Genomic DNA, 13,421 nt, shown 5'->3' with positions numbered 1-13,421 from the left:
AGGCTTAATCGTCGGGCTCGACCGGCTCCAGCCGCCGGAAACTGTCGATCCCGCAACTTGCGCCACTGCGCGCCTGCAACTCGTCCCGGCCCGAACAGAGCGAACCATCCTCATCCGGCTCGACATAGAAGCCGGAATAAAAGCTTGTGCTCCTGCATCCGCGCACCAGTCGGGCGCGATAGCGGTGATTATCCGCCAGCAGCAGGTCTATGGCATTATCCATGACGATATTGGCCGACCGAATCGAACGCAGGGCGATGCAGCGCGGGCCCTTCTTCTCCTTCCACTCATTCCGCGCTTCCGGCACGGAGCGAGCAGGCGCGCGCCCCTTTTTCGCCATCGGCACACGGATGATGATGCGCTGCTCGATCGACAGCTGCGCCCATTGCACGGGTTGGGCAGCTGGCGCATTCAACAGCAGCAGGATGGAATAAAACAAGTCGAACCCCTTTTGGGACGCAAACGCTATGGGCCGAAGGTTGAACGGTCGATGAATTTGAAGGCATAGGACAGTGCCATGATAGAACAAGACATTATCGCGCGCTTCCAGCAACTTCTGGGACCCAAAGGGATCATTACCGATTCCGACGATATTGCGCCCTGGGTCAGCGACTGGCGCGGCCGCTATCATGGACGGACCGCCGCCATCCTTCAGCCGGATTCGACCGAACAGGTCGCCGCCGCCGTCAAACTGGCCGCGAATCTCGGCGTGCCGCTCGTGCCGCAGGGCGGCAACACCTCCATGGTCGGCGGCGCCACGCCCCCTGCGGACGGTTCCGCCCTGATCCTGTCGCTGCGCCGGATGAACCGCGTCCGCAGCCTGTCGCCGGACGACAATCTCGCTTTGTGCGAGGCGGGCGTGATCCTTGCCTATCTGCACGAAGCTGCGGCCGCCGCCGACCGCCGCTTTCCCCTGAGCCTCGGCGCCAAGGGATCGGCCACCATCGGCGGCCTGATCTCGACCAATGCCGGCGGCACGCAGGTGCTGCGCCACGGCACGATGCGCGCGCTGGTCGAAGGGATCGAGGCCGTGCTGCCCGACGGCAGCATCTTCCACGGCCTCGACGCGCTCAAGAAGGACAATCGCGGCTATGACATCAAGCAATTGCTGATCGGCGCCGAAGGCACGCTGGGCATTGTCACCGCCGCCTCGCTGCGACTGCTCCCCGCCATTGCCGCCCGCGCGGTCGGCTGGATCGGCGTCCCCTCCCCCATGGCGGCGCTCGCCCTGCTCCGTTTCTGCGAAGCGCGGCTGGGCGACAGCGTCGAGGGGTTCGAGGTGATCGCCGACGATGGCCTGGGCCATGTCCTCTCGCACATTCCCGGCGCCCGCCGCCCGATCGAAGCCCGCACACCCTGGCATGTGTTGATTGAAGTCGACCATGGCGACCTGCGCGAACCCGGCCCCACCGAACGGCTTGAAGCCGCGCTGGCCGAGGCGCTGGAGCAAAATCTTGCCGTCGACGCCGCCATCGCCGCCAATGAAGCGCAGGCCGAAGCCTTCTGGCGCATCCGCGAATCGATCTCCGAATCCGAGCGGGCACAGGGACCGGCACTGCAATATGACATCAGCGTACCCATCGCTCGCATGCCCGCCTTCATGGTGGATGCCGCGGCGTCAGCGGAAAAGGCCTTCCCCGGCACCACCGCTTCCTCCTTCGGCCATCTGGGCGACGGCAATGTCCATTTCCACGTCCGCGCACCCAAGGGCACGACCGACGGCCCGGCCTGGATCGCCGCAAAGGGGCAGGCCATCAACGCCTTCGTCCACGACGCTGTGGTCGCGGCGGGCGGCTCCATCTCCGCCGAACATGGCATCGGCCAGATGAAGCGCGCGGAGCTGGGCCGCCTCGCCAGCCCGGCGCGCCTCCACGCCCTGCGCGCGATCAAGGCCGCTTTCGACCCGCAGAACATCATGAATCCAGACAAGCTGATCCCACGGCCGGAAGAAGGGTGAAGGCAGGCCCGCTAAAGGCACCGGGCGTCGACAAAGCGATTGCCTAGCGCGCCCAAGCCCTTTATCCCCCTCGGCCCAGTATCAGGCCCAGCGGCGCAAGGAAAATGCGCCGCTTTTTGTTAGAAATGGACTAGCACATCATGGCAAGCGCGCCCGCGAACGGCCTCCCCGTTTTCTACAACGACCTCATTCCGCTGAGCAGCGTCGATCACGCCGCCTATCGCAGCCGCTCCGTCGACGCGGCGCCCTTCCTCACCACGCAGCACGCCGTTCCGCTGACCGTGGACGAATTCGTCGCAGCCCAGCGCTTCGTGCCGATCATCTTCTCGGCCGGTGACGAGTCCGTGCCGCTGGCGCTGATGGGTCTCAACGAAGGGGTTAACACCTTCCTCGACGATGAAGGCAAGCTGCGCGGCCCGGCCTATGTTCCGGCCTATGTCCGCCGTTATCCCTGGATGCTGGCGAAGCTGCGCCCCGACAGCGACGAACTGTCGCTCTGCTTCGACCCGACCAGCGACGCCATCGGCGAGTTCGAGGACGGCCAGCCGCTGTTCGAAGACGGCAAGCCCAGCGAACTGACGCAGGGCGTCCTCAAATTCTGCGAGGATTTCGAACAGGCCGCCGCCCGCACCGGCCAGTTCATGAAGGACCTGAAGGAGCTCGACCTGCTGATGGACGGCGAAGTCGCCATTCAGGTGCCGGGCAATGAGCAGCCCTTCGTCTATCGCGGCTTCCGCATGGTGAATGAGGAAAAGCTGCGGGACATGCGCGGCGATCAACTGCGCAAGATCAGCCAGAACGGCATGCTGCCGCTGATCTATGCGCACCTCTTCTCGCTCCAGCTGATGCGCGAAGTGTTCGAAACCCAGGTGGCCCAGGGCAAAGGCCCGATCGCCGCTCCAACGGTGCCGCAGGCTGCGGAAGCCTGACGGGAGCCTGTCCGTTTCATGACAAAAAATTGAGGAAGAAGGTTGCGCGTTGCCACTTGAAACTCCGCGCTGCCTCCTCTATTTACTGAACATACGGCGCACCTGCCCCCCTTTCGGGTGTGTCGTATGGGCGCCTCCCCCTTTTGGAGGCGTCTCCTCCCTGAACCTTGGCCACCCCATGCGAATGCATGGGGTGGTTTTTTATTGGCTCAATCAGAGCCGAAGAGTTTCGCTTGACGCCGACGAAACCGCCACCTAAAGGCGTCCCCCTGCCGGTCGCCCAGAGCGACCTCAAGGCCCCTTCGTCTAGCGGTCAGGACGCGGCCCTCTCACGGCTGAAACACGGGTTCGATTCCCGTAGGGGTCACCACCTTCATCTCCCGGAAGGTGCCATTACGTCTCGTAAACGGCTGTTTTCTTGGGCTTTTCTGCGGTATACTCGTCTCAAACTGAGCAGTTGGATACCACCTCATATCAACAATCTGATGGTAGGACCTTGCTCCCCTGACGGGAGATACCATCATGGGTCTGACTGCTGTCGCCATCAAGGCAGCCAAGGGCCGCGACAAACCCTACAAGCTCACCGATGGCGACGGAGTGTTCCTCTATGCGCCCCCCAATGGCGGGCGCTACTGGCGGATGAACTATCGCCATCTCAGCAAGCAGAAGACCCTGGCCTTTGGCGTCTGGCCCGACACCAGCCTTGCCGATGCGCGCGAACAACGTGACGCCGCCCGCAAGCTGCTGGCGCGCGGCGAAAATCCAGGCGAACGAATCAAGCTGGATCACATCGCCGCCACGGTAGCGGCCTCCAACAGCTTCAAGGCAGTAGCCAACGAATAGCTGATCAAGGTCGAGCGAGAGGATCGCTCCGCCACCACCATGAAGAAGTTGCGCTGGCTTCTGGATTTCATCAATGCGTCGGTCGGCAAACGCCCCATCGCCTCCATTTCCGCGCAGGAATTGCTGGTGATGCTCCGCAAGAGGGAGAGCAAGGGCAAATATGAGACGGCCAAGCGCCTGCGCAGCACCGGTTCACAGATATTCCGCTATGCCATCGCCACGACCCGCGCCGAGCGCGACGTCGCTGCCGACCTGCGCGGCGCGCTGATCGCGCCCAAGCCGGTCCATCGCGCCGCCATTACTGGTGCCAATGAGGCCGGCAGGCTGCTGCGCGCACTGGATGCGTTCGAAGGCCATCCCAACACCAAGACTACCCTGCGCCTGCTCCCGCATGTGTTCGTCCGTCCCGGCGAACTGCGGTACGCCGAATGGGCCGATTTCGATTTCGACAAGGCGCTGTGAACCATTCCGCCGCACAAGACCAAGATGCGCGGGGCACATACCATTCCCCTCTTCGGTCAGGCTCTCGCGATTCCCGAGACCATCGAGCACGATGCGGATTATGGCCGCTTCCTCTTCCCATCCCTGCGTTCGGTCGATCGCCCAATGTCGGAAAACACGATCAACGCCGCGCTTCGCCGCATGGGCTATACGCAGAATGAGATGACCGGCCACGGTTTCCGGGCCATGGCGGCCACACTGTTGAACGAGATGGGACTATGGCATCCCGACGCGGTCGAGCGTCAGCTTGCCCATTGCGACAACAACGCCGAGCGCCGCGCCTACACGCGCGGGGAATATTGGGATGAGCGTGTCCGCATGATGCAGCATTGGTCAGATCACATCGACTTCCTGCGCGACGGCGCGAAGGTGATCGAAGGCAAGTTCCCAAAGGTTGAGGCTTAAAGCAGAACTGGCCTATTCCAGCGGGAAAATAGGATCATTCCCGGCCTCTGTACTCCCACCGGATAGAAAGCCGTCTGGCCGCACGCGACCATTTATGGACGCTCAGAAGTCAATCTGTTGCCTCCGCTCGCGGACACACGGAACGTTTGCCATTCGTGGCATCGGCAGGGGATGGTTAAGGAAAATTGACGTTGCATGCGCCGACGCAGCCACTGCCAGACCTTTTGGTCAGTATCATGATGGTGTCATCCTGCACCAAGCGCCCTCGCCACATCATTGCGCCAGGCAATATCTGGCTGATGCCATAGCCTGCCTGGCAAGCGTGCGCCATCAATTGATCTCGCCGGCCATTTTGTAGAGATGTCGATGCTACAATAAGATCGGGGTGACTACGAAATATGGCGGACCATTCCCGGCTATCGCCAAACGGCTTCCAGGGCTCGGATTTTTTCCAGCTCAAATAGGCCGGTTTCGGTGCCCCTTCGTGATAGTTGAAGAATGGATTTGCGTGCAGCCAGGGCTGAGCGGAAAAGACCTTGAAACCATATGCGGCAATGCGCCCATCGGGATGAGTTGCGCGATAGTTTGCAATGACCTTGGCTGCCTCTCGGCCTGGTGAAAAGATATGCCCTATGTCCCACAGACCAGTCCGGATTGATTGCGCGCCCTGCCAGGCACAGATGATGGCAATCGTCCCCACCAGCCAGCGACGCATTGAAATGGAAACCGTCGTCGGCCAACTGATCCACAGAAGGAATATCCAGAACAGGAACAAGAGACCGCCATGCCAGGCACTGGCATAGGTTAATATGGAAAAGCCTATGAGGGCAGTCAGCATTGCCAGTGCAAGAATGCCATGGCCAGCGGCGCGGATGAGGACGGCGGATGGAATGAGAAATAAAATCGATCCCTCAAACCCCAAGATAAATTGAAGCATGTCCGACCCGCCCGTTCCAAGAGGCGGAACCCCATCGACGAATGCATTACGGACAAAATCTATCGCAATATAAATTGGCCGTTCGCGCTCTGCGGGCAGAAATCCATTGTCAGCAGGTTGCCATGCCGTCGCCAATGCCAAAAGCCCAAGCGTACCCGCGATGGCTAATGCCGCCCACGCCTTCGCGCCGGGCAGCGATGAATTCCTAACCAGTCGTCCCAGAAATTCCAGGCCAAGAAGCCCCGCGACGAGAAAGCCATGCGCATTGAGATTGGCCATCAGGCCAATCACCACCGCATAGCGAACCGGATGGTCAATCCGGTCAGCGAACCACATTGCCGCGAGCGGCACCAAGAGCAGATCGACCGAATAGCTCCGGGCGACAATTGCATATTGATAGCCAAAGAAATACGAGCCGACGATCAGTATCCGGACCCAGGGCGGAAATGGCGCGCGCCAAAGCAGCAGCGCCGCGCCCGCGATCGCGAAGCCCGCTGGAATTACGAAAAACAACTCATAGGGTAAGCCACAACGAATGACGATCCAGAGGATCAGGTGCCAAAGGCCGGGGCTTCCTTCATAGCGGATGCGTTCTGCGAGCAATTGCCACAGACTGCTGTCGCGTGCGAGCAACCACGCCTGCGCTTCATCAAACCAGTGCTCGTGCTGATGGCCCACATAGAGAATCCAGATTCCGTAAATCGCCAGCACGGGCCATTGCCATCCAATGGCTGCAACCATCGCGCGCGCGGCGACAGATCGGGCATCCGGAGCGAGTGACAAGGCGGGCGGGCTTACGATACCCATTTCAAGACACGTATGACGCCCATACCGGAAGCCTGACGATGCGCGGACACGCCATTGCGCTCCGTGATTTCCCTGCGGTTCTTATGATAATAGTTATAGGCTCGCAGCAGCATCTCGCTGTTGGTCAGCGTTGGCTGCCACCCCAATTCGGCTTTGATCCTGCTCGTATCGAACATGAAGGACGATGCGATCATGCGATAATGATAGGGACCGAGCGGTGAAATGCGTAGATGGTGAGCAAGTTTCATCGCAGCGATCGTAGGGGCCTTGGGGAGCGCTCCAATTCGGGAACGACTGTGACTGGCATCAATGACATGCTGAAAGGTGTCGCGCATCGTTGAAACAGCATCGGATCCGATCCCGAAAATATGCGAACGTTCCTGCCTGATAGCCCGAATTATTGCATCGATCAGGTCCGCGGCGTAGATGAACTGATACCGATTATCCCCCTTGCCGACCGTCCAGACCTTTTTCCCGTCCGCAATGAATTCGAAGAGGATGGCAAGCAGACCCAACCGGCCTTCATCGATGATCGTCGGGCAACGAATGGTGGTTGTGGCAAAGCTATTGTGCCAAGCATGGAGAATACGCTCGCCCTCCCATTTGCTCCGGCCATAAAGTTCGCAAGGAGCGGGTTCGTCTGCTTCTGTTACAGGACGATCGAATCCCTGACCCCAAAGACAGTTGCTCGACAAATACACAAGATTACGAACGCCTGCTGCGGCCGTCGTTTCAGCCAACACCTGCGTCCCTTCGACATTGGACGACCAGAGTTCCCTATCGGATATAGAACCGTGAGCCAACAGTGCGGCGCAATGGACTACTGCGTCAGGCTTGCATTCAGCGAACAATATACCGAGATCGACCCGGTTTCTAATGTCGCCAATTACAGATCGAAGATGCGGATGAACGATTGTGTTCGGCAAAAGATCTATACTAACAACCCTATGGCCATCACCCAACAATTTGTTAATCAACAGGGTTCCGAAGAAACCAGACCCTCCAGTGATCAATATAGTTGCCATTCGATCCTCCATCACCGAGGCAGTCGCCTAGCAAGTGATGGTTAACCTTTATTCAGCAAATAATTAAAAAGATCTGAAATTGATATTATGCACACGAAAGTTAAGCCATTGCCTGCAAACCCTTCCGTTGGATGATGAATGGCGGCTCTTCCCCGAATTTCACCCTGACGCTCGCGCAAATGCCACCATGGCGCACGCCCTGTGGAACAGGCTGCGATCAGGGACGGCATTATCCGCGGCAGCGATGCGATCGCATGACATGCCGGCAACCGGCGATCAGGCCGTTTCCTCCCGATAGTCGGTGCCGTCGGTGCGCTGGGCGACCAGATCACGAAAGGCGCCGACCAGTCCTCCGCCATTTTGCCGTGCCCATACCAAATCAAGATCGAGTCCGACCCGGAATTCGCGAACACGGCGCAAGACGACATCGGATGGCAGGGTGAAGCGAACGGATGCGTTGACAAAGCCCAGCCCCATCTTCTCGCGGACAAGGGCAATCTGCAATCGCTCTGAATCCACCTGGATGACGGGTTGCGGCGTGAAGCCGCTGGCATGGCAGCGGGCAAGCAACTTGCTTTGGGACAACCAGTGCCGCTCGGCCGAGATCGCAACAAAGGGTTCGTCCATGAGATCGGCAACGGCAACCGTCTGGTGCGCCACCAGCGGATGATCCTTGTGCAGGGCCAGAACGAAATCGTCACGAGCGATCGGCAGGTGGTCCATTTCCGACATGGCAAGCGGCCTTTCGACCACGAAACCGGCTTCAATCTGACGGTTACGCAGAGCACGAAACTGTTCGATCGAGGACATCATCATCGCCTTGAGCAGAACGGCCGGATGCAATTTGACGAACTCGGTCAGCGCCCAGATCACCGTCGGATGCCGCACCGCCAGTTCGTTCACCCCGATGGCCAGCGCCCCCACCGATCCGGAAGCGGCCAATCGCGCCTGGCCGAATGCGTTGTCGACCTGTGCCAGCGCGTCTCGCGCCTCATCGAAGAAGACACGCCCCACCGGGGTCATGTGAACGCCATGCGCGGAGCGCTCCAGCAAGGGTGCGCCGATCGATTGCTCCAGTTCGGCAATATGCCGCGACAAGGCGGACTGCGCGACATTCAGCACCGTGGCCGCCCGGCTGAAGCTCTGATGCTCCGCCACGGCGATAAAATATTTGAGCTTGTGCAAGGACATATGCCTCGTCCCTCCCCTTCGGCCCCGCAATATCTCGTTTCGAGATAGAATGCACGCACATCGCTATTGGACGGCGTAGAATCTGTTGCTCACAACTCCCGGACAGGCGCGGCCAAAAAGGCGCAGCAGGAGAGAGAGTTTGGGCTCAACATCGCCCCGCCAGATCACGCAGATCGCCTTTGCAACCCGCGATCTCGACGCGAGCATGGCATTTTATGCCCGGCATCTGGGCATAGGCCCATGGTTCGTTCTTCCCGCCGCCCGTTTCGCTGACACCAGCTTTCAGGGCCACCCCTGCGCCGCGCAGGTGCAGGTGGCCTTCGCCAATAACGGTTGCATGGAATTCGAGATGGTCCACCAGCTGGACGATACCCCATCGATCTGGAACGATTTCCTCCGGGACGGGGCGGAGCGCGAACGCTTTCATCATGTCTGCGAACGCACCCATGATTTTGCCGGCAGCGAACAGCGTCTGGCGGCCGAAGGCTATGTTCCGGTCATGGAGGGCGCGACGGTCCGCGGGCGCTTCACCTATTTCGCGCATCCCGGCACCCCCGGAACCTATCTGGAGCTGCTGGAAAGCACCCCATCGCGTGAGGCCATGTACGCCCACATCCTGCTGCATGGACAGAAATGGGACGGACGCGAACCCGTCCGGCCGCTGCCGCAGCTTTGATCGCAATTCCCGAAGGAAACCGAATGATGCAGGCTGAAAAGCAAATCGTTCTGGGCGCGCTGGACTGTTTTGCGCCGGGTTTTCTGGCCCAGGGCATGTGGGCGCACCCGGCCGACCGGACGGCGGACTTCAACCGGCTTTCCTATTGGACCGACTATGCCCGTCTGCTGGAACGGGGCCTGTTCGACCTGCTGTTTCTGGCCGATACGGTCGGCGTCTATGACGTGTTCGGCGGGTCGCGCGATGCGGCCCTGCGGCTGGGCGTGCAGGTGCCGATCAACGATCCCTTCGTCCTGATCGCAGCACTGGCGGGAGCGACGGACAATCTGGGCCTCGCGGCAACCGGGAACCTGCTTTACGAGCCGCCCTATCTGTTCGCCCGCCGCCTTTCCACGCTCGATCATCTGACCGGCGGCCGGGTCGGGTGGAACATTGTGACCGGCATATTGGCAAGCGGCGCACGGGCCTTCGGCCGCGACCTTATGGGCCATGACGAGCGCTACGACTTCGGCGACGAGTTCATGGAGATCGTCTATCGCCTGTGGGAGCATAGCTGGGAAGATGATGCTGTTGTGCAGGATCGCAGCCGGCAGATCTTCACCCATCCGGACAAGGTCCATGACGTCGCCTTCCACGGGCGGCACCTGCAAATGTCGGGCATCCATCTGACGGCGCCGTCTCCCCAACGCACGCCGGTCCTGTTCCAGGCGGGCGCCTCCGGCCGGGGCAAGCAGTTCGCCGGCCGTCATGCCGAATGCATGTTCGTGAACGGCACGTCGCGCACATCGCTGGCCCGCGCAGTCGCGGACATGCATCAGGCGCTGGCGGCACAGGGACGCACGCCGGATCAGGTCCGCATTCTCGCCGGCCTGACGGTCATCGTCGGTGAGACGCAGGCGCAGGCCCGCGAAAAGCAGGAAGCCTTCAACGCAGCAGCGAGCGCCGAAGCGACGCTGGTTCATGCGTCAGGCGGACTGGGTGTCGACCTATCCTCCTACCCCTATGACAGCGAGATCGAATATAGCGAGACCGACGCGAACCGGACGCTAATGGAAAATCTGACGCGGCAGCCCGACGGCAGCCGTTTCACCATCCGGCAGGTGGCGGAGAAAATGTCTCTGTCGTCCCGCAACCTGTTGATCGTCGGGGATGCCGATACGGTTGCGCAGGAAATGATCGCGGTCGTCGCGGAAACCGGGATCGACGGTTTCAACCTTGCCCGCGTGCTGATGCCGGACTCGATCGAGGACTTCGTGCGCCTTGTCATCCCCCGCCTGCAGGAACGGGGAGCCTACAAGACAGCCTACCGGCGGGGTTCCTTGCGCGAGAAGCTGGGCCTGGGTGACGGCCCGCGCCTTGCCGCCAACCATTATGGCCGCCTTTTGGGACAGGAGGCCATGGCCGACGCCTGAGGCACAAACGAGCATATTCAAAAACAAGAATGATATTGGGAAGGGGATAAATATATGAAAATGGATCATATTTCCATGCGCCGCCGGTTGGCGCTGCTGCTGCTGGCGGGCACTGCGGCCATGCCGTTGCCCTTGCTTGCCGCGCAGGCGCCGGACCAGACGGGCGCAAGCGCCGCTGCGGGCGATCCTGCCGCCGACATCGTGGTCACGGGATCGCTGATCAAACAATCCTCCACGCCATCGCCCACCGATATCGTGAGCGCCCAGAACATCGAGACGCGCGGCATCGTCAACGCATCGGAACTGGTGCGCGCCGTATCGGCGAACGCGGGTTCGGAATCGCAGGTCGACTCCCTCAACCAGACGCTGACGGCGGGCACGGCGCAGTTCAACCTGCGCGACCTGGGGCTTGGTTCGACGCTGGTGCTGCTGAACGGGCGGCGCCAAACGCTAAGCGCGGTAGCATCGATCGACGGCAGCACCTTCGTCGACATCAATTCGCTGGTCCCGCTGATCGCCATTCAGCGGATCGAAACCGTCAAGGATGGCGGCGCGGCCACCTATGGTTCGGACGCGGTGGCCGGGGTGGTCAACTTCATCACCCGCAAGTCGGTCGATGGTCTGGAGATGAACGCGCGCACCTATTTCATGGACGGCGCACACCAATATTCGGTCGAGGGGATCACGGGGTTCAAGCTGGGCGGCGGCGATCTCGTGCTGGCGGCATCCTATTATGCCAGCACGCGCCTCGCCAGTTACGAACGGCCCTTCAGCCGGGCGCGCACCTTCGGCCGGCCCAGTTGGCATTCGGTGTCCAGCTACGGGCAGCCCGGTTCCTATTATGTGCCGAGCCAGGGCCGCTATGTGCCCGACCCCAATTGCACCAACGCCGCCTTCCCGGACAGCTATCGCAATTCGGCGGCCGATACATTCTGCCGGTTCGACTTTTCCGATTTCTACGACCTGCTTCCCAAGGAGCAGCGGGCGCAGGTCTTCGCATCCTATAATGCCGATCTGGGCGGCAGCACGAAGCTGACGCTGGAAGGCGCCTATGCCTATACCAATTCGGAGACGACATCCTCTCCTTCCTTCCCGATCCTGTCGATCAGTCCGGTCGTTCCGGCCAGCAACCCCTACAACCCCTTTGGGGAGAATGTGCTGTTCCGGGGTCGCGTGCGCGGTGCCGACTATGGCCCCACCATCACGATCAACCGCTACAACACCTTCCGCCTGGCTGCGGCGCTGGAAGGCAAGCTGAGCGACAATTGGAGCTGGAATGCAGCCGCGACCTACAGCCAGCAGACGGCGCTGTATAACAAGTCCGACACCATTGCATCCCGCCTGACGGCAGCGCTCAACGGCTTCGGCGGCCCGGCCTGCAACGCGTCGACCGGCACGGCCGGAGTGGGCGGCTGCCAATATTTCAATCCCTTCGGCACGGCGACGCTGGACGCGTCAAAGGCGAACAGCCCGGAATTGATGAACTGGCTGTTCGGGTCGACCGACATGCACGGCAAGAGCACGCTGGCGACCGTCGAAGGCGTCGTGAGCGGGGACCTGTTCGACTATAGCGGCGGCACGGTGGCTAGCGCGTTCGGCGTCCAGTTCCGTGGCAGCACCTTCCGCCACAACTGGAGCGATCTGGTCAATGCGGGAGAGCTGATCACTCTGGGCCAGGCACCCGACTTCTCCGGCGACCAGAAGGTCTATTCGGCCTTTGGCGAACTGCGCATCCCCTTCGGCGATCATGTCGAGGCGCAGGCTTCGGGACGGTTCGAGAAATATGAAGGCAGCTTCAGCAATTTCAGCCCGAAATTCTCGCTCCTTGCGCGGCCGACCGACTGGCTGTCGCTGCGCGGCTCCTACGGCAAGGCGTTCCGTGCGCCCTCCATCTACCAGACCGTCGCTGTCCAAAGCTCGCAACCGTCGGTCAGCGACGGCGGCACCTTCGTCTTCGTCAACACCCAGGCGCGGGGCAATCCCGATCTGCGGCCAGAAAAATCGACCAACTATAATCTGGGCTTCACGGTCAAGCCTGCCCGCCAGTTCAACCTGTCGCTCGATTATTATTCCTTCGACTATCAGGACCTGATCGTGAAGGAAAATCCGCAGGTCATCATCAATCAGGAACGGGCGGATACTGCCGCTGGCCTGACGAATACGCCTGCGCAACAGCGGGTCGTGCGGGATTCGCTGGGCGCGCTGCGGCTGGTGAAGATCAACTTCATCAACGCATCCGCGGTCAAGACCAAGGGGCTGGACCTGGCCGCCAACGCCGGTTTCGATACCGGCCTGGGCCATTTCGGGCTGAATGCGCAGTGGAACCACATCATCAACTACCGCATCCAGATCGCGGCCGGTCAGCCGGTGATCGATGGCGCAGGCAGCGTGAATTTCAACAATCTGGGCCGTTCGCTGCCGCGTGACCGGGTGGAATATGGCGTCAACTGGGCTTCGGGACCGCACAGCCTGAATCTGCTGGGTCATTATGTCAGCGGTTACAGGAACGACCGGACCGGGATCACTCAGACGCACATTCGTTCCTGGAACACGTTCGACCTGCAATATTCGCTGGATCTGGATGGTATGATCGGAAAGAGCACCAAATTGACGGTCGGCGCGATCAACCTGTTCGACCGTGATCCGCCGCTGGCACAGCTCAACCTGGGCTATGACCCGATCGTGCACGATCCGCGCGGCCGGGTGATCTATGTCTCGATCGGACAGAAGTTCTGACG

At 60.8% G+C, this 13,421-nt stretch carries 9 protein-coding genes, 1 tRNA gene and 1 pseudogene; 7 read left to right on the top strand and 4 right to left on the bottom strand.

Annotation, left to right across the window (positions count from 1 at the left end; translation table 11 throughout):
• Nucleotides 1-4 precede the first annotated feature (4 nt).
• A complete protein-coding gene (locus HUK73_RS04585; RefSeq protein ID WP_176590847.1) occupies nucleotides 5-439 on the bottom strand; it encodes a hypothetical protein in 435 nt (144 codons plus the stop codon).
• Nucleotides 440-517: 78 nt separating this feature from the next.
• Here HUK73_RS04585 and HUK73_RS04580 point away from each other — a divergent pair, with 78 nt between their 5' ends.
• The 4 genes and pseudogenes from HUK73_RS04580 (at nucleotide 518) to HUK73_RS04565 (ending at nucleotide 4,635) form a co-directional block, all read left to right on the top strand.
• Nucleotides 518-1,957, top strand: a complete 1,440-nt coding sequence (locus HUK73_RS04580; protein WP_176590846.1) for an FAD-binding oxidoreductase — start codon at nucleotides 518-520, stop codon at nucleotides 1,955-1,957.
• A gap of 140 nt (nucleotides 1,958-2,097) precedes the next feature.
• Nucleotides 2,098-2,886 carry a SapC family protein gene (locus HUK73_RS04575; protein WP_176590845.1) on the top strand — a complete coding sequence of 263 codons (789 nt, stop codon included), beginning with the start codon at nucleotides 2,098-2,100 and terminating at the stop codon, nucleotides 2,884-2,886.
• Between the two features lie 295 nt (nucleotides 2,887-3,181).
• Nucleotides 3,182-3,256: transfer RNA gene (locus HUK73_RS04570), tRNA-Glu, on the top strand.
• 152 nt (nucleotides 3,257-3,408) lie between these two features.
• Nucleotides 3,409-4,635 (top strand): annotated as a pseudogene (locus tag HUK73_RS04565) (tyrosine-type recombinase/integrase).
• Nucleotides 4,636-4,810: 175 nt separating this feature from the next.
• Here the strand turns inward: HUK73_RS04565 and HUK73_RS04560 are convergent.
• The 3 genes from HUK73_RS04560 to HUK73_RS04550 all read right to left on the bottom strand — a co-directional run bounded on the left by HUK73_RS04560 (nucleotide 4,811) and on the right by HUK73_RS04550 (nucleotide 8,595).
• Nucleotides 4,811-6,283, bottom strand: a complete 1,473-nt coding sequence (locus HUK73_RS04560) for a hypothetical protein (RefSeq protein WP_176590844.1) — start codon at nucleotides 6,281-6,283, stop codon at nucleotides 4,811-4,813.
• Nucleotides 6,284-6,366: 83 nt separating this feature from the next.
• Complete coding sequence (locus HUK73_RS04555; protein ID WP_176590843.1) at nucleotides 6,367-7,404, bottom strand: NAD(P)-dependent oxidoreductase; 1,038 nt, start codon at nucleotides 7,402-7,404, stop codon at nucleotides 6,367-6,369.
• Nucleotides 7,405-7,680: 276 nt separating this feature from the next.
• On the bottom strand, nucleotides 7,681-8,595 hold the full coding sequence (locus HUK73_RS04550; protein WP_176590842.1) for a LysR family transcriptional regulator: 915 nt from the start codon (nucleotides 8,593-8,595) through the stop codon (nucleotides 7,681-7,683).
• Between the two features lie 139 nt (nucleotides 8,596-8,734).
• Here HUK73_RS04550 and HUK73_RS04545 point away from each other — a divergent pair, with 139 nt between their 5' ends.
• The 3 genes from HUK73_RS04545 to HUK73_RS04535 are packed head-to-tail and all read left to right on the top strand — an operon-like array spanning nucleotide 8,735 to nucleotide 13,419.
• Nucleotides 8,735-9,271 carry a VOC family protein gene (locus tag HUK73_RS04545; RefSeq protein ID WP_176590841.1) on the top strand — a complete coding sequence of 179 codons (537 nt, stop codon included), beginning with the start codon at nucleotides 8,735-8,737 and terminating at the stop codon, nucleotides 9,269-9,271.
• A gap of 23 nt (nucleotides 9,272-9,294) precedes the next feature.
• The gene (locus HUK73_RS04540; protein ID WP_218036419.1) at nucleotides 9,295-10,683 is read left to right on the top strand and encodes an LLM class flavin-dependent oxidoreductase; all 1,389 of its coding nucleotides are present in this window, start codon (nucleotides 9,295-9,297) and stop codon (nucleotides 10,681-10,683) included.
• 54 nt (nucleotides 10,684-10,737) lie between these two features.
• Nucleotides 10,738-13,419 (top strand): TonB-dependent receptor, encoded by a 2,682-nt coding sequence (locus HUK73_RS04535; RefSeq protein ID WP_176590840.1) that lies wholly within the window; start codon nucleotides 10,738-10,740, stop codon nucleotides 13,417-13,419.
• Nucleotides 13,420-13,421 lie beyond the last annotated feature (2 nt).

The organism is Sphingobium sp. EM0848, assembly GCF_013375555.1.
Classification (GTDB): Bacteria; Pseudomonadota; Alphaproteobacteria; order Sphingomonadales; family Sphingomonadaceae; genus Sphingobium.
The sequence above is the reverse complement of the archived record's forward strand: the minus strand, read 5'-3'. Positions and strand labels throughout refer to the sequence as shown.